General features: G+C 32.8%; 17 protein-coding genes. All 17 read left to right on the forward strand.

The window, feature by feature from the left end; translation table 11 throughout:
- Positions 1 to 33: 33 nt before the first annotated feature.
- Positions 34 to 600 (forward strand): DUF6470 family protein, encoded by a 567-nt coding sequence (locus MKY71_RS03475; RefSeq protein WP_340731619.1) that lies wholly within the window; start codon positions 34 to 36, stop codon positions 598 to 600.
- A 13-nt stretch (positions 601 to 613) separates the two neighbouring features.
- Positions 614 to 1,060 (forward strand): flagellar assembly protein FliW, encoded by a 447-nt coding sequence (fliW, locus tag MKY71_RS03480; protein ID WP_340731620.1) that lies wholly within the window; start codon positions 614 to 616, stop codon positions 1,058 to 1,060.
- Complete coding sequence (gene csrA, locus MKY71_RS03485; protein WP_191698674.1) at positions 1,061 to 1,282, forward strand: carbon storage regulator CsrA; 222 nt, start codon at positions 1,061 to 1,063, stop codon at positions 1,280 to 1,282.
- A gap of 239 nt (positions 1,283 to 1,521) precedes the next feature.
- Positions 1,522 to 2,355, forward strand: coding sequence for a flagellin N-terminal helical domain-containing protein (locus tag MKY71_RS03490; RefSeq protein ID WP_340731621.1), 834 nt, complete (start codon positions 1,522 to 1,524; stop codon positions 2,353 to 2,355).
- A gap of 318 nt (positions 2,356 to 2,673) precedes the next feature.
- Positions 2,674 to 4,353, forward strand: coding sequence for a motility associated factor glycosyltransferase family protein (locus tag MKY71_RS03495; protein WP_340731622.1), 1,680 nt, complete (start codon positions 2,674 to 2,676; stop codon positions 4,351 to 4,353).
- A 10-nt stretch (positions 4,354 to 4,363) separates the two neighbouring features.
- Positions 4,364 to 4,702: a hypothetical protein gene (locus MKY71_RS03500; protein ID WP_340731623.1), complete on the forward strand. Its 339-nt coding sequence runs from the start codon at positions 4,364 to 4,366 to the stop codon at positions 4,700 to 4,702.
- Entirely contained in the window at positions 4,695 to 5,918 is a 1,224-nt protein-coding gene (locus tag MKY71_RS03505; RefSeq protein ID WP_340731624.1) for a motility associated factor glycosyltransferase family protein, read from the forward strand. The genes MKY71_RS03500 and MKY71_RS03505 overlap by 8 nt, the downstream gene beginning before the upstream one ends.
- Positions 5,919 to 5,963: 45 nt before the next feature.
- Entirely contained in the window at positions 5,964 to 6,959 is a 996-nt protein-coding gene (locus tag MKY71_RS03510; RefSeq protein WP_340731625.1) for an NAD-dependent 4,6-dehydratase LegB, read from the forward strand.
- On the forward strand, positions 6,956 to 8,101 hold the full coding sequence (locus tag MKY71_RS03515) for a LegC family aminotransferase (protein ID WP_340731626.1): 1,146 nt from the start codon (positions 6,956 to 6,958) through the stop codon (positions 8,099 to 8,101). Before MKY71_RS03510 ends, MKY71_RS03515 begins: the two co-directional genes overlap by 4 nt.
- 8 nt (positions 8,102 to 8,109) lie before the next feature.
- Positions 8,110 to 9,456 (forward strand): NAD(P)-binding protein, encoded by a 1,347-nt coding sequence (locus MKY71_RS03520; protein WP_340731627.1) that lies wholly within the window; start codon positions 8,110 to 8,112, stop codon positions 9,454 to 9,456.
- Complete coding sequence (locus tag MKY71_RS03525; RefSeq protein WP_340731628.1) at positions 9,446 to 10,129, forward strand: WbqC family protein; 684 nt, start codon at positions 9,446 to 9,448, stop codon at positions 10,127 to 10,129. Before MKY71_RS03520 ends, MKY71_RS03525 begins: the two co-directional genes overlap by 11 nt.
- A 27-nt stretch (positions 10,130 to 10,156) precedes the next feature.
- Positions 10,157 to 10,810: a class I SAM-dependent methyltransferase gene (locus tag MKY71_RS03530; protein WP_340731629.1), complete on the forward strand. Its 654-nt coding sequence runs from the start codon at positions 10,157 to 10,159 to the stop codon at positions 10,808 to 10,810.
- 7 nt (positions 10,811 to 10,817) lie between these two features.
- On the forward strand, positions 10,818 to 11,837 hold the full coding sequence (locus MKY71_RS03535; protein ID WP_340731630.1) for a DegT/DnrJ/EryC1/StrS family aminotransferase: 1,020 nt from the start codon (positions 10,818 to 10,820) through the stop codon (positions 11,835 to 11,837).
- Between the two features lie 121 nt (positions 11,838 to 11,958).
- Positions 11,959 to 13,116, forward strand: a complete 1,158-nt coding sequence (gene neuC / locus MKY71_RS03540; RefSeq protein ID WP_340731631.1) for a UDP-N-acetylglucosamine 2-epimerase — start codon at positions 11,959 to 11,961, stop codon at positions 13,114 to 13,116.
- A 17-nt stretch (positions 13,117 to 13,133) separates the two neighbouring features.
- Positions 13,134 to 13,799, forward strand: coding sequence for a PIG-L deacetylase family protein (locus MKY71_RS03545; protein ID WP_340731632.1), 666 nt, complete (start codon positions 13,134 to 13,136; stop codon positions 13,797 to 13,799).
- Entirely contained in the window at positions 13,796 to 14,860 is a 1,065-nt protein-coding gene (neuB, locus tag MKY71_RS03550; RefSeq protein ID WP_340731633.1) for an N-acetylneuraminate synthase, read from the forward strand. Before MKY71_RS03545 ends, neuB begins: the two co-directional genes overlap by 4 nt.
- Positions 14,853 to 15,482 carry an acetyltransferase gene (locus MKY71_RS03555; RefSeq protein WP_340731634.1) on the forward strand — a complete coding sequence of 210 codons (630 nt, stop codon included), beginning with the start codon at positions 14,853 to 14,855 and terminating at the stop codon, positions 15,480 to 15,482. The genes neuB and MKY71_RS03555 overlap by 8 nt, the downstream gene beginning before the upstream one ends.
- Position 15,483 lies beyond the last annotated feature (1 nt).

A 15,483-nucleotide genomic window follows, 5' to 3' on the forward strand; every position in this document is an offset into this window, starting at 1 on the left:
GCGCTTTTATTGAACAGAAGGGAGATATTTAAAATGCGAATCCCACAAATTCAAATCTCGACAACAGATATACAGATGGATTATACAATTACAAAGCCGTTCCAACAAATTAAGCAACCCAAAGCCAATTTACAGATCTCACAACCTGCGGCAACAGTTGAAATTAATACGACAAATGCGAAGTTGGATATTAACATGGATCAATTGTGGCGTGATTTAGGGTTAAAGCCTAATCATGAGCTGATTAAAGAGTATGCACAAAAAGGAAATCAGGAAATGTTGAAAGGCATTTCAAAACGGGTTCGCGAAGGCGAGCAGTTGATGCAAAGTGCCGGAAAAGAGCAGGGGCGTGCAACCATTCAAAATATAGCAAAACAAAATCACGGTCCACAACGTTCGGGTCCCTACAATATTAAATTCATTCCATCAATAGGGTCGGTGAAAGTGAATATAATACCGGGGACTACAGATGTTAACATTGAGCAAAATAAACCAGAAATTGACGTGAAAGTAAACAAGCCGCAAATGGACTTCACTTATGGAAATGTAAGTGGAAAAATGATTGTAAGACCAGATGTACAAATAGATGTCATCGGCTAAAGGAGCAAAAAACATGAACATTCAAACAAAATTTTTAGGCGAAGTAGAAATAGATTTATCAGAAATAATTACATTTGAAAATGGTTTACCCGGCTTTCCAGAATATACGAAATACATCCTTTTAGGATTAGATGCCAATTTACCGATTGCCCTATTGCAATCAACTGAAGACGAGCAAATCGGATTTGTTGTAGGATATCCATTCGCCTTTAAATCCGATTATGCCTTTGATTTAAGCGAGGAAGATAAGGAACAGTTACAGCTAATGGAAGAAAGTGAAGTCGCAACATATACGGTCGTCACATTAAAAAAGAATTTTACGGATTCTACAATTAATTTACTTGCCCCAATTATCATCAATACGAAACAAAAGCTAGGCAAACAAATTGTCCTACAGGATAGCGAGAAATACCCATTACGTTACCAAATCGCCATTTCTTCAAAAGGAAGTGAAAAATAAATGCTAGTCTTAACACGAAAAAAAGGCGAAACAATTATGATTGGCGATCAAATTGAAGTGAAAGTTATTTCTGTTGATGGAGACCAAGTAAAGTTGGGGATTGTGGCTCCAAAGTCTGTTAAGGTTCATCGTTCTGAAGTATTTGAAGCGATTCAACAGCAGAATAAAGAGGCTATGGCTAGTTCAATTGATATGTTGAAGCAATTTAAATTGAAAAAATAAATGTAAGTCTTATTGTGGGAGTAATATATTTTTCTATGTTGAGGCTTTTTCGGTCTTTTTCACTTACAAGTTTTGTCCAAATGATACTTCTTTAAAAAATATTAAATAATTTATATAAAAACTATTAAACATTTCAAACTAGTTACGATATATATTATGTAAGGCAGAGGTACTAGCCGATGCCAAGCTTTCCCACAAGGATGTGGGTCATATAAAAACAATTCAAGGAGGAATTCCAAATGAGAATTCAACATAACATTTCTGCTTTAAACACACACCGTAACCTAGGTTTCAACAACGATCAAGCGTCTAAAAACCTTGAGAAGTTATCTTCTGGTTACAAAATTAACCGTGCTGGCGATGATGCAGCAGGTCTTTCAATTTCAGAAAAAATGCGTGGACAAATCCGTGGTTTAGAGATGGCAACTAAAAACGCGCAAGACGGTGTATCTCTAATTCAAACAACTGAGGGTGCGTTAAATGAAGTACACTCAATCTTACAACGTATGCGTGAATTAGCAGTACAAGCTTCTAATGATACAAACGTAACTGCAGACCGTGATGCGATTGGTGATGAATTAGCTGAATTAGGGAAAGAAATTACACGTATTAAAGATACGACAGAGTTTAATACGAAGAAGTTACTTGATGCATCAGCAGGAAGTGTAAACCTACAAGTAGGTGCAAATAGTGGTCAAAGTATGTCAGTGGACTTTGCTACTAAAGGAATCGATTTATCTGACGTTGAAACAAACGTTGGTGCATTAAGTGCAACAGACGTTGCTGACCATGCTACTGCTACAGCATTAGTAACTACTATTAATACAGAATTAGAAAGTGTTTCTAAAGGTCGTTCTTTACTAGGGGCTACTCAAAACCGTTTAGAGCATACAATTAATAACTTAGGTGCAACATCAGAAAACTTAACTGCATCTGAATCACGTATCCGTGATACAGATATGGCTAAAGAGATGATGGGCTTCACTAAGAACAACATCTTAATGCAAGCTGCACAATCTATGCTAGCACAAGCTAACCAACAGCCACAAGGTGTATTACAATTATTAGGATAATTCATTAATAGTAAAACTCACATACTCAATTTGAGTATGTGAGTTTTTTTAGAGGGAGAAATAAAAAACTAAAAACTACTATATTTATTGATTATAATATAGGTGTCTTGTAAGAATAATAAGCGATGTTTACAAAATGGGTTTAGTTTGGCTAATTAAATTTACATAAATTATAAAGGTAGTATTATAGTTTTCAAATTACCAATAGATTTAATTTATATATAAATTCTTATGAAAAACTTTATATGAAGGGGAGAATTAAATGTTTTGTAGAAAAAAGAAAGGATATTATTTCCTTATAACTTAGGAGGGCATAAAATGTGCTATGAAATAAAAAAAATTGAAACGAAATATGGTATACCATCTGTAATAGTAAATGAATATTTGTTACATAGTAAATACAATCCACTTAGTGAAGCAGAAAAATTTGCCCGAAAGAATTATGTACCAAAGGCAACGCATGTCCTTGTTGGTTATGGTCTAGGCTATATAGTTGACTCATTATTGAATCTATTTCGACATAATGAAATTTTAATTGTAATCGATCCTCTAATTTCAAATGGAAAAATCAATGTGAAAACTGAACATAAAATGTCCAAACAAGTTATTTTTTTTGATTGTAAGTTTATTAATGATCTGGGATATTTTTTGAGAAGCGTAGAACAAAGAAAATATCAAACCGAATATATTGTTATACCCTCTATTAATTATAAAAACATAATCCCAGAAATACTTTTAGAAGTTGTAAGGCAAGTTCAGCAACTACAATATCGAACAATAGGAGATATTGCAACAGTAAATAAACATACAAATATATGGATTGAAAATATATTAAATAATATGTTGAACTTATTAAGAGATCAAAGTATTGATTGTCTAAAAAAAAGTGTTAGTAAACCAATTGTTATTGCTTCTGGAGGGCCATCTTTAGCGAAACAACTTCAATTGTTAAAAGAAACAAGGGAATCAGTTCTCCTAATAGCCGCGGGTTCTACAATTAATTCATTATTGAAGCAGAATATTTACCCGGATTATGTTGTTTCTATTGATGGAACTGAGATAAATAGGGAACACTATAGTCAATTGAAATTAGCCAAGACAAAGTTAGTTTATTGTTTTACAAATCACCATGAAATTCGAAATGAATTTAGTGGTTCTGGATATTTATTTCTCTTAGAATCGGAAAAGCAGTTAAATAGGATTATTAAAAATGAATTAAATATGAGTGTTGAATTTCCAATTTTAAAAGGTGGAGGTACTGTAGCACACTTTAGTTTATCGTTTGCTCGCTATATTTCAGATGGTCCAATAGCTCTTATTGGCCAAGATTTAGCTTTTACAAATAATAAAAGTCATGAAGAGAATAATAAAGGATACAAAGAAATAAACCTTGAGAAACTGCCTGAAAATTATTCATTTGTTGAAGATTATTATGGTGGTAAGGTTTTAACCAATTCTTTATTTTTAGGAATGAAACAAGATTTTGAAAAATTAGTTGAGTTATTGCCTAACCCTAAATCTATTTATAATTGTACAGAGGGGGGCGTTTTAATTTCTGATATGTGTAATATTCCTTTTAAAACATATCTAGAAAAGTTTTCAAGTAATACACTTAAGGAAGATTTGAATCTCGTAGAGAAAAGTTATAAAGTATCAAAAGATCTCTTGAATATTTATTTTACCAATTTAATAAATCAATGCGAAACGATTTTAGAAGATTTAGTGTTGTTACAAACAAATAGATTTGAAGAAAATACAAATCCACAAGGTCAATTAATAAGAAGTGTAACTGACAAAATATCTTCTTTTAAAAGTAAATATCCTTTTTTTATTACTGAGGATAAATTATCCTTTCTAAAAGCAAGAATAGAGGTAGAGCGGTCAGAAAGTGTAACGGATTCATTTAATTTTGATATAAATAAAGAACTGATAATTATTTTCGAAACATTTAAAGATGCCGCCGGAAAAATTGTTAATAAAATACAACTTGAGTTTTAGGAGGATTAAAATGGAAATGAACGAAGTACTATTAACTTATAATGAATATATAACAAGGCTACCTAAGGGGTGTACTATTATTTCGAATTATTTAAGAGAAGATGATATCCATAAATCGATGTTAGGAATCCAAGAGTTTTCAGAAGGTGTTATGTGGCTAATTAAAGCTAATGAAATATTGAAGGAAGCAGGGATTCATGAACAGTTAAATATTAAAAAAATACAGCAATATTTAGTGGAAATTAATGATGGATTACAAAGGCAAGATTTTGTATTGGTAGGAGATTTATTTGAATATGAAATTGTACCATTTTTTGAAGAAATAAGTGAGAGTTATACGAATGACTAGTGAAATAATATGGCAAATTGAGCAAGCTAAAAATGGAGAGAAAACTTTATTAATGAATAAGCATTATCTCTATAGTAAATATAATCCTAGAGAGGGAGTAGCTAGATGGGTAGAAGCAGAAGTTCGGAAGGCTGATAGTTATTTATTAATTGGTGTAGGTTTAGGTTATCATTTACATTGTTTGGTAAATAAAGGATTTAAAAAGCATATTTATGTTTATTGTTTTAATCAAGCGGAATTTGATCTGTTTAAAGCTTATAATATTAATAATGATTGGTGGGTTAATGAAAAAGTTTCTTTTATATTCGATTTTGAAAAAATAAATTTTAAAACAGATGTTCAGCTTCTCCTTCCAAACCAGGTAGTTAAAGCGCTTGGAGTTAATCATCCATTACACCAAGGTTTAGAGTATGCCAAGATGAATCTGTTATCTTTTAAAAAATATGGTGCTATTATGGAAGAAAACTTTCATGAAAACCTTTTAAGAAATGATCATTCAATTGTTCAATTTGAAGAAAATAAAACTAAAATCAGTTGTTTAGTAGCAGCAGGTCCATCTTTGAATGAAACCGTAGAATGGATAAAAGGGTTAGAATCAAAGATAGATATTTATGTAGTAGGCGCAGCTTTAAAAGTATTATTAATGAATCAAATTAAACCAAAAGGAATCGTTTTAACAGATGCAAATGAAATTACAAAAATCCAATTTGAAGGCGTCTCATTTGAAGGGGAACTGTATTATCTAAGCACAGCAAATTATAAAACGGTTGCAAATTATAAGGGGAATAAAAAGATTATTTTCCAAAAGGACTACTCTTTAGCAAAACAGCATGCTAAAGAATATGGACTACCTTTAATTGAAACCGGTGGGTCTGTGGGGACAACTTGCTTTAGTTTACTGCAGTTTCTAGGTTATGAAACGATAGTGTTATTTGGGCAAGATTTAGGTTTTATAGGAAATAAAACACATGCAAGGTTATCACCTTCGATAAGTGAAATTGATAGCAATACATCTTTAAGAACAGTTAAAGCTAATGATGGAAGTAATATTTTCACTACACCTTCCTTACAATCCTTTCAATTCTGGTACAATAATAAAATGAAAATAACTAAGGCCAAAGTCTATAATACGGCAAAAAAAGGGGCTAAAATATACAACGTCCCTTTAATTGATAAAAAAGAATTTGAAATTCTGGTGAAAAAATTTCAAGGGTAATTTGCTCACTATGTGAAAAATATATAATTAAAAGAGGGTGCGGTATTGAAAATTTTAGTAACTGGAGCTGATGGGTTTATTGGTTCTCATTTAACTGAACAATTAATCCGAGAAGGTTATGAAGTTCGTGCATTTTGTTATTATAACTCATTTAATTCTTGGGGATGGCTAGATAATATCTCTCAAGAAATTAAGTCCCAGCTAGATGTATTTACTGGTGACATTCGTGATCCATTTGGCGTAAAAGAAGCAATGAGAGACTGTACACATGTGTTGAACTTAGCTGCACTTATTGCCATTCCATATTCCTACCATTCTCCAGCAACATACATTGATACGAATATTAATGGGACATTAAATATCGTCCAAGCGGCAAGGGAATTGGGTATAGAGAAGGTGGTACATACTTCTACAAGCGAAGTATATGGAACAGCTTTATATGTACCGATAGATGAGGAGCATCCCTTACAAGGACAATCGCCATATTCAGCTTCAAAAATTGGTGCGGATCAAATGGCTCTATCTTTTTACCGTTCATTTGACACACCGGTTTCAATTATTCGTCCATTTAATACATATGGTCCACGTCAATCAGCTCGTGCCGTGATTCCAACGATTATAAGTCAATTAGCTAGTGGGAAAAACACAATTAAATTAGGCGCTATTAGTCCAACTCGTGATTTCAATTATGTAAAGGATACTGTACAGGGCTTCATTTCTGTTATGAACTCAGAACAATCAATTGGAGAAGTCATTAATGTTGGCTCAAATTATGAAGTTTCGATAGGTGAAACAGCAAAAATGATTGCTGATATCATGGGTGTCAACTTAACAATTGAAACAGATGAGCAACGTTTACGACCTGAAAAGAGTGAAGTAGAGCGTCTCTGGGCTGAGAATAAAAAGGCGAAAGAACTATTAGGTTGGGAGCCTACATACGGTGGAAAAGAAGGTTTCCGCAAAGGTTTAGAAGAGACAATAGAATGGTTTACAAATCCCCAAAACTTATCTCAATATAAGGCAGATGTTTATAATATATGAATGAACAATGGATACAATTTGCAGAACGTGTGAAAGAAATGTACGGAAAAGATTTTATTCCATTACATGAGCCGACATTCAACAAAAAAGAAGTAGAATATATTACTGACTGTGTCGAAACAGGTTGGGTTTCTTCTGTAGGTGCTTATGTAACTAGATTTGAAGAGGATTTAGCAAAGTTCGTTGGAGTGAAGCGTGCTGTAGCGGTTGTAAATGGTACGGCAGCTCTACATATTGCATTAAAAGTGGCGGGGGTGGAGGCAAATGATGAAGTGCTGATGCCATCGCTTACTTTTATTGCTACAGCGAATGCAGTGAGCTATTGTCAGGCTGTTCCACATTTTATAGATGTACATGAAGAAACATTAGGTGTTGATCCATTTAAACTTGCAGTATATTTGCAGGAAATTGCAGAAGTGCGAAATGGTGAACTTTTTAATAAACAGACAAATCGTCGAATAAAAGCGCTTATTCCAATGCATACATTTGGACATGCTGTTCATTTAGATGAACTTGTGGCTTTAGCAAAAAAATATCATTTAGTACTAGTGGAAGATGCAGCTGAGTCGCTAGGCACTTATTATAAAGGGAAACACACAGGTACTTTTGGTAAAGTTAATGCGATGAGCTTTAATGGAAATAAAATTATTACTACTGGTGGTGGTGGTGCTATTCTAACCGATGATATTGCTCTCGCAGAATATGCAAAGCATTTAACGACAACAGCCAAGGTACCACATAAATGGGAATATGTACATGATGAAATCGGCTATAATTATCGAATGCCAAATATTAATGCAGCACTTGGTTGTGCACAGTTAGAGAAAATGGATGAATTTTTAATACAAAAAAAGCAGCTAACATCAAAATATGATGAGCTTTTAAAGGGTTTAAATGGTGTGAAATTATTTAAACAGCCTACACATAGTGACAGTAATTATTGGCTACAGACAATTATTTTAGATGAAACATTGGATCGTGACGAGGTACTTGCATTTTTAAATGAGCATGGTGTTATGAGCCGGCCGATTTGGCAGCCAATACATAAATTACAGATGTATAAAAAATGTCCGAAGGCTAATTTACAAAACACAACTGTTTTAGAACAGACTATTATCAATATTGCTAGTTCTGTTAGTTAGGGGGAAATATGAAACAACAAGCAGTAGTTGTAGGTGGCGGAATTGTCGGGATTTTCTCTGCCATTTATTTGAAGGGTTTTTATAGGGATGTTGTACTAATAGAAAAAGAAGAAAGACTCGGTGGATTATTAACATCTTATCAAGATCATTCGGCAATTTCTTATGATTATGGTACACATATACCTTGTCAAACAAATATTCCAGAAATTGATAGTATTGTTTTTGATTATATGCCTGAACGTGAATGGGAAATTTTTGAACAACTAAAAGTGGGGAATTATTTTAATGGTATCTATAATGATAAAACAGGATTTCCAAATTTATTAAGCTTACCTCGAAGTATATATACAGAAGGAATAGTTGACTTCTTAAACGGTGGACACGCTAACAGTGAATATGAAAATTTAAAACAGTACTTAACTGCTGTTTATGGTGATATTTTTAGTAAAGAAGTATATGAGCCAATAATGCATAAGTTACTTAATAAATCAACGGAGCAGTTACATATTAATGCTTTTAAAATATTTGATATTAAACGCTTAGTAGTTGGGGATGTTAATTTAACAAAGGAATTAAAAAAGTCTGAGCTGATTGATAGTAAATGTGCATTTCCAACTTATGAAATAGGGGCATCGTCAAACTTAAAATATTACCCTAAGAATAATAAAGGAATTAAAAAATGGATTGACACCTTAGAGAAGAAAGCTAGAGAAGAAGGTATAAATGTTAAAATCGGTACGACAATTCAAGAGATAAAATATGATAGAGAGTATATCACTAGCATTATGTTAGACAATGGAGAAGTTTTTTCACCTGAAAAGGTCGTTTGGACTATACCAAACCAATTTTTATTGAGAGATATTGAAACGCCTTTCACTAAGTTTACGCCGCTTGAATTTAGAGAGATGCGATTATATAACTTTAATTTTAATAAGCAGTTTAAAGTTAAAGAACATTATATATATTGTTTTGATAATAAATTACATTCGTATCGAATCACTTTATATCCTAACCTTACAGAGTCGTTAGTCAAACAAAATATTTTCAATTGCACGGTAGAGGTCCTGACACAGGTAAACAATCAAATTTCATCGGATTGTATTCTAAATGAGCTAATAACAATGGGTATAATAGATAAAACATATGAAGTGGTAAATTCTAGTGTTTGCTCAATTGAAAAAGGATTCCCTATTTTTACGCCAGAGATAGTAAATAATATGAAAGAAAGCGTCGAAATACTTACAGAGAAAGTAAAGAATTTAGTGTTATTAGGTAAAGGTAAAGGGGATGCATTTTTTATGGTGGATTCTTTAAGAGAAGCATATGAGGTGTTATCAAGTAAAAATGAAGGATAAAATTGTATCAATTCATCAAAGTCAATATTTACCCTGGGCTGCATACTTTAAAAAAATTGCATTTTCCGATACGTTTGTTATTTTAGATAATGTTCAATTTCAAAAAAATGGTGTTCAAAATCGAAATAAAATCAGAAATAAAAATGGGGAATTTTGGATTACATTGCCAGTTAATAATAAGCTTGATGAGGCTATAAATGAAAAAAAAGTCGTTTCGAATAAAGATATATTAAAAAATTGGAAAATGATTGAACAGAGTTACTCGAAATCTCCAAACTGGAAACAGCATAAAGACGCTTTGTGTGAAATTTACAACCAAAGTTATGAAAATTTAAATGATATTAATATGAAACTAATAAGATATTTTTTAGATGTTTTAAATATTAGAACGGAAATCTTACAGGCTTCAGAATTGGGCGTTGCTGAGAAAAAAGGTAATCTTGTTTTAGCGCTATGTAAAAAGCTATCAGCAACAGTTTATTTAAGTGGTCACGGAGCGTTAAATTATTTAGACATAAATTGTTTTGAACAAGAAAATATGAAAGTGACATTTATAAAATCAGAAAGTCCAGTATACACTCAACCAATTGAACCATTCATACCAAACTTATCTATTATAGATTTTGTAATGAATGCAAGCAAAGAAGAATTTGAATCATATTTTCAAGGTTAAAGATCAATTTGAATGTGGGAGAAAAACATGACTAAAAATAATGAACAAATTTGGGAAAATATTTATGCAAAGGGTTTATCGAACTTAAGATACCCAAATGAACTATTTGTAAGGTTATTTAATGGCTATATATTAAATAATCAAGTGGAGAAAGTATTGGATTATGGATTTGGAGCAGGTGCAAATTTAATCCATATGGTAGAGGCGGGAGTTTCTACAAGTGGTGTTGAGGTGAGCGAAAGCGCAATTAAGTTAGTTGATGAAAAGTTAAATGAAAAAAAACTACAGGCAGAACTAAAAAAAATAGAGAATGGTAAAATACCATTTCCTGATAATTATTTTGATGTTGTCGTAGCTTGGCAAGTATTAGTTTATAATGATATGAAATCGTATTTCAATGCTTTCGCTGAAATTTCTCGAGTATTGAAAAAAGATGGATATTTTATTGGTACAATGACGGCAACTGGAGACATCACTCATAAAATGAGTGAACGTGTAGGAAACTATGAATATATATCTAAAGTATCTACTCAAGAAGGTGCAAAATGTATCATCATAGAAAAAGAAGATTTACAAGAATTTTTCCCTAACCAATCTATAAATATTGGTGAATATTTATTTGAAATTAATGGAAATGTTTCACATCATTGGACTGTTACATATAAAAATGAGAAGGAGTGAGTAATAAATGATTAGTCATAATTCGCCTAGCTACACTGAAAAGGTTGTAGCAGAAGGGTATAAACAGCTGGAAATGGGGAACTTTTCTAGACGCCATGTATCATATAAGGCTGAAGTTGCATTTGCAAAATTTACTAATAGTTTGCATGCTAGATTAGTTTCATCGGGTTTTGCAGCTATACAAGCTGCATTAATAGCTGTCGGAGTCCAAAAAGGTGACGAAGTGACTATCCCAAATATTACTTGTCCATCGGTTTATCACGCTATTTTATCGATAGGTGCTATTCCACATGTAGTAGATGTTAGTGAAAAGGTACCTTTAATAGATACTAAAGTATTAAAAATGTGGAATGTCAAAAAATTTTGTTTAATTCCTAATATGTTTGGCATTAAAGCTGAAATTGACAGTTTAGAATTTGAAAACATAATATTTATTGAAGATAATGCTCAATGTTTGTCGCCAAACAGAAGTGAATGGGCAAAAATTTCAATTTATTCTTTTTCCCCTACTAAAATTTTAACAATTGGCTATGGAGGAGCAGTTGTATCAGATAATGAAAATTTGATGAAGAGAGTTGCGTTATTTTTAGATTGTGATTATCATTTGTCGCAAACTGAAGAAAGTAATTCCCTTCCATTTCGAATTCATGCGGATATAAGTGATTTCCAAGCTGCTATGTTAATGGGACAATTAGAAAGGTATGAAAGTATTATTTCGTATAGAAATAATCTATCTAAATTATATGATGAAAATCTAAGTTTTTCGCGTATAAATTCTGATGTACCGTTTAGATATTTATTAAAGCTTCAACAATCGAATGCTTTTGAATGTGCTGAATTATTACAAAGTAAATTTATTTCTAGCGTGCCACTTAGTTCACATCTTTTAAGTGACATATTCGATTTACCGGACGAGTATCCAAATTCATATTTTTGGAAAAATAGTGTACTTTCTTTACCTTTACATGAGGGTATCGAAGATACAGATCTGAAATATATTTGTAAAGTTATAAATCAATGTTTTTAATATGCTTGACGAGTCTCGCACGGATATTATAAAAGTTTGAGTAGGATTAATATATTTTGAATGTCATTCGGTAAATGAAGTAATTGATTTTGAAATTTAATCAGAGAAAGTAGTGTAATAAATGAAAAAGGTTTTAACGTTAACGGGAATTCGATCAGAGTATGATTTATTATTTCCTATATTAAGTGAGCTGAATAAGGATTCTTTCTTTGATTTAGGTATAGTTGTATCTGGTGCTCATTTAACACCTCTACATAATTTTTCAGTTAAACAAATTGAGAATGATGGTTTTAAAATAGTTGAACGAATTGAGAATCTACTATATACAGATAGCTTGTCTTCAAAGGGGAAATCATCAGCTATTTTAATGCAGTCGTTAACCCAGACTTTAGTTCGAGAAAATCCAGATTATTTAATAGTGCTAGGAGACAGAGAAGAGTCGATTATTGGTGCTTTAACTGCTAGCTATATGAATATTCCAGTCATCCATTTTGCAGGTGGTGATCATACGAATCCGGTAGGCGGAAATGTGGATGAACAGGTTAGACATGCTACAACTAAGCTAAGTCATCTTCATTTAACGATGAAAGAAGAACATAGTGAACGAGTTTTAAGACTAGGTGAGGAACAGTGGCGTATTCATACAGTTGGTAGTGCTGGAATTGATAAAATAAGAAAAGTCCCTAAAGTACCGAAAAATACGTTTATTATTAATTCTGAAAAGGAAAATTTAAAAGATTATGCTGTTGTCATCTATCATCCTTTAAACTCTCAAATGGATGTTGGAGGGAGGGAGCTTTCCTTAATTTTTGATGGATTAATAGAGCAAAATTTAAATGTTTTCGTAGGATATCCAAATAGCGATCCAGGTTTTGAAGGGATACTCGAGGTAATTCAAAAATATGAGCAAGAAGAGAAAATTTTTACATATAAAAATTTAGATCGAGTAGCTTTTGTTAATTTATTGAGAAGCGCAAAAGTTTTAGTTGGTAATTCATCATTAGGTCTTCATGAAGCACCATATTTATGTCTGCCTACAATTAACGTGGGAGAAAGACAGCGTGGTCGTTTAGCGGGATTAAATGTTCAGTTTATCGATGCTGATAAGGAAGCACTTAGCGATGCATTACAAAAAGCATTGTATGATGAAGAATATTTAGAAGGTATTGAAGAAGATAGATTTTTATATGGGGATGGCTATACAGTAGAAAAAGTCATCAAAATTTTAAAAGAACTACCATCTAAAGAAACACTTTTAGCTAAAAAAATAACATATTAAGAAAGGCGGTGGGAATTATGCAAGACATTATAATCGTTACTCCACATCCTGATGATGAAACATTAGGTTGTGGAGGGACTATTTTGAAATATATTGAAAATGGTGCAAACGTTCATTGGCTAATTGTTACAAAAGCTGGAGACTTTGCTTCAAAAGAATGGAAAGCCAAGCGTGAAATAGAAATACAAAAAATATCGGCTATGTACAATTTTAAATCTGTTTATCATTTAGGGTTTGAAGCTGCTAACTTAGATCAAGTGGCAGATAGCGTGCTAGTAAAAGAATTTAGTGAAGTATTTCAAAAGTTAAAACCCACAGTTGTTTATGTACCTTACCCTGGAGATATACACTCAGATCATAAAGCAGTTTTTGATGCAACGATGGCATGTACAAAATGGTTTAGATACCCAAGTGTAAAAAAAGTACTTGCATATGAAACATTATCTGAAACGGATTTTACTATTAACCCAGATTTAAATAATTTTAAACCAAATATTTTTGTAAACATCAGCGACTATTTGGAACGGAAAATTGAAATCATGAAAATTTATGAGTCTGAAATGAGTGATTTTCCGTTTCCACGTAGTGAAAAAGCAATTAAATCACTTGCTTATGTTAGAGGTGCTGCAAGTGGTTATGAAGCAGCGGAAGCATTTATGTTATTAAAGGAGCGGATCGAATGAAAACTTACATCATCGCTGAAGCAGGAGTCAATCATAACGGATCCTTTGAGATGGCAAGGCAGCTAGTAGATATAGCAAAAGAGGCTGGGGCGGACGCAGTTAAATTTCAAACATTCAAAGCAGAAAATTTGGTAACGAAAAGTGCTAAACAAGCTGACTATCAAGTAGAAAATTTAAAGGAATCAACATCACAATTTGAAATGCTAAAAAAGCTTGAGCTTACCTTTGATGAATTTACAGCACTCAAGAAATATTGTGAGCAAAAAGGAATAGAATTTTTATCGACACCTTTTGATTATGAAAGTGTCGATTTTTTATTAGATGACTTACAAATTAAAACTGCAAAGATTCCATCGGGTGAGCTAACAAATGCACCTTTTATATATGCAATTGCTAAAAAGAAAAAGCCAATTATTTTATCTACAGGAATGGCTACTTTAGAAGATATTCATGAAGCACTATCCTATATCGCTTTTGGGTTAGCAAATAAAAGTGAGATGGAGGAGGCTCAAGTATATTATCAAACTGATGAAGCAAAACATCTACTTCAGCAATATGTGACAATTTTACATTGCACAACGGAATATCCCGCACCGTTTGATACAATCAATTTAAAGGCGATGGTTACATTACAGCAAGAATTTCAAGTTCCTGTTGGCTTGTCTGATCACTCATCAGGTATTGCCGTTCCAACAGCTGCGGTAGCACTTGGAGCGAAGGTTATAGAAAAACACTTCACACTAGATAAAACACTGGAGGGACCAGATCACGTTGCTTCTTTAGAGCCTGTTGAACTCAAACAAATGATTGAGCAAATTAGACAAGTTGAACAAGCTTTAGGTAATGGTTTTAAGCAACCTTCTTATGTCGAATTAAAGAATCGAATTCCTGCCCGAAAAAGCTTAGTAGCAAATAAATCAATACACCCAGGAGAAATCTTTACTCCAGAAAACTTAGTTGTTAAGCGTCCAGGTAGCGGAATACCTCCTTCGAAATATTGGGATTATATCGGGGAAGAAGCGCAGTTTTCATATGATAAGGATGATTTAATTCATGAGTAAACCTTTAATCATACTTGGAAATGGTGGACATGCTTCTGTATTAATGGAAACTTTACTAAAGCAAGAGCAAGGCTATGAAATAATAGGTTTTACAACCCCAATTATGGAGGACAACTCCTTTGGATTAGTATACTTAGGACCTGACGAAGTTATTTACAATTATAACCCAGAAGAAGTAAATCTTGTTCTTGGATTAGGTATGCTTGGGCCATCCTCTGCGCGTGAAAAAACCTTTAAACATTTCAAAGAGAAAGGCTATTTCTTTAAATCAATCATTCATCCGGCTGCGATTATTTCACCTTCTGCCAAGTTAGGAGAAGGTGTTCAAATAATGGCAGGTGCAATTGTTCAAACGGGAACAAGTATTGCCGATAATACTATTATAAACACGGGCGCAATAGTTGATCATGATGGTCAAATTGGTGCACACGTACATATCGCACCAGGTACAAAAATCTCAGGTACTGTTAAAATTGGAAATGGTACACATATCGGTACAGGCACAACAATTATTCAAGGCATACATATTGGCGAAAAATGCTTGATTGGAGCTGGATCTGTAGTGGTGAAAGAATTGCATCATCATGCAAAGGCGTATGGTGTACCAGCAAAGGAAGTGTAAT

This window comes from Solibacillus sp. FSL W7-1324, assembly GCF_038008025.1.
Taxonomy (GTDB): Bacteria; Bacillota; Bacilli; order Bacillales_A; family Planococcaceae; genus Solibacillus.

Bases quoted from the DNA above. Each gene is read 5' to 3' on its own strand.
- MKY71_RS03475 (WP_340731619.1), top strand. From the start codon at position 34: ATGCGAATCCCACAAATTCAAATCTCGACAACAGATATACAGATGGAT.
- fliW (WP_340731620.1), top strand. From the start codon at position 614: ATGAACATTCAAACAAAATTTTTAGGCGAAGTAGAAATAGATTTATCA.
- csrA (WP_191698674.1), top strand. From the start codon at position 1,061: ATGCTAGTCTTAACACGAAAAAAAGGCGAAACAATTATGATTGGCGAT.
- MKY71_RS03490 (WP_340731621.1), top strand. From the start codon at position 1,522: ATGAGAATTCAACATAACATTTCTGCTTTAAACACACACCGTAACCTA.
- MKY71_RS03495 (WP_340731622.1), top strand. From the start codon at position 2,674: ATGTGCTATGAAATAAAAAAAATTGAAACGAAATATGGTATACCATCT.
- MKY71_RS03500 (WP_340731623.1), top strand. From the start codon at position 4,364: ATGGAAATGAACGAAGTACTATTAACTTATAATGAATATATAACAAGG.
- MKY71_RS03505 (WP_340731624.1), top strand. From the start codon at position 4,695: ATGACTAGTGAAATAATATGGCAAATTGAGCAAGCTAAAAATGGAGAG.
- MKY71_RS03515 (WP_340731626.1), top strand. From the start codon at position 6,956: ATGAATGAACAATGGATACAATTTGCAGAACGTGTGAAAGAAATGTAC.
- MKY71_RS03520 (WP_340731627.1), top strand. From the start codon at position 8,110: ATGAAACAACAAGCAGTAGTTGTAGGTGGCGGAATTGTCGGGATTTTC.
- MKY71_RS03525 (WP_340731628.1), top strand. From the start codon at position 9,446: ATGAAGGATAAAATTGTATCAATTCATCAAAGTCAATATTTACCCTGG.
- MKY71_RS03530 (WP_340731629.1), top strand. From the start codon at position 10,157: ATGACTAAAAATAATGAACAAATTTGGGAAAATATTTATGCAAAGGGT.
- MKY71_RS03535 (WP_340731630.1), top strand. From the start codon at position 10,818: ATGATTAGTCATAATTCGCCTAGCTACACTGAAAAGGTTGTAGCAGAA.
- neuC (WP_340731631.1), top strand. From the start codon at position 11,959: ATGAAAAAGGTTTTAACGTTAACGGGAATTCGATCAGAGTATGATTTA.
- MKY71_RS03545 (WP_340731632.1), top strand. From the start codon at position 13,134: ATGCAAGACATTATAATCGTTACTCCACATCCTGATGATGAAACATTA.
- neuB (WP_340731633.1), top strand. From the start codon at position 13,796: ATGAAAACTTACATCATCGCTGAAGCAGGAGTCAATCATAACGGATCC.
- MKY71_RS03555 (WP_340731634.1), top strand. From the start codon at position 14,853: ATGAGTAAACCTTTAATCATACTTGGAAATGGTGGACATGCTTCTGTA.